Consider the following 377-nt stretch of genomic DNA (forward strand, 5'->3'; position numbering starts at 1 on the left):
TCTTAGAAATATTCTGTTCCACATCCTCAATTTCTTTTGCAGCCGGATTTGGGTTGGCAAAAAAGAAAGAGCGATAGGTTGATTTTCCTTGGCTTTGTTCTGCTATTTTAGGGCAGATGAAATTCATAACGGCATTGACAACAGCATCAATCACTTTTTTCCATCCCGTCTGCTGTTCTAGAACAGGCAATGCTGTACTTATCGCTTGAGCGACGTCTTGATTGAATTTATTTTTATCCTTACCCTTATAATATTCAACAATCGCATCTTCCATAGCGTAAATCATTATTTCTGCCGCTTTTTTTCGCTCAGAATTTGTTTCTTGTTTCAGTTTGTTTTTTAACGGGTTTAAAGCTAAAAATGCAGCTGGATTGACT

Annotated in this window: 1 protein-coding gene; it reads right to left on the reverse strand. The window is 37.1% G+C overall.

The annotated features are described in order from the left end of the window. Positions 1-377 (reverse strand): hypothetical protein (locus tag Lfee_RS17155; RefSeq protein WP_162262658.1); only part of this gene is annotated, 377 nt, incomplete at both ends.

The sequence above is a fragment of the Legionella feeleii genome (genome assembly GCF_001467625.1).
GTDB lineage: Bacteria > Pseudomonadota > Gammaproteobacteria > Legionellales > Legionellaceae > Tatlockia > Tatlockia feeleii.